The sequence below is a fragment of the Pseudomonas sp. BJa3 genome (genome assembly GCF_026343815.1).
Taxonomy (GTDB): domain Bacteria; phylum Pseudomonadota; class Gammaproteobacteria; order Pseudomonadales; family Pseudomonadaceae; genus Aquipseudomonas; species Aquipseudomonas soli.
In genome coordinates this window covers 1-230 of sequence record NZ_JAOXMC010000605.1, presented here as the reverse complement: position 1 = coordinate 230, position 230 = coordinate 1, and the positions used below count along the sequence as shown (strand labels likewise).

General features: G+C 66.5%; 1 protein-coding gene. It reads right to left on the bottom strand.

From position 1 onward, the window contains the following. A partial coding sequence (locus OH705_RS28965; RefSeq protein ID WP_267303668.1) for a prolyl oligopeptidase family serine peptidase occupies positions 1–230 on the bottom strand: 230 nt, incomplete at both ends.

The window sequence follows — 230 nt, the reverse complement described above, 5'->3', positions numbered from 1 at the left end:
AGGAGGCGCCCAGCGCACAGGCGTTGTCGCCGTCCAGGAAGCTGTATTTCGCCTGAGCCGCCGCCCAGCCCTTCTGCAAGTCTTCCAGCGGGCGGTCGCCCCAGTGTTGGCTGATCGCATCGGTGAAGGCCTGGCCGTAGCCGGTCGAGCCGTGGAAATCGATCATCACCACCGCATATCCCGCGCCCGCATAGGTCTCGGGGTTCCAGCGATAGGACCAGCCGTCCCCG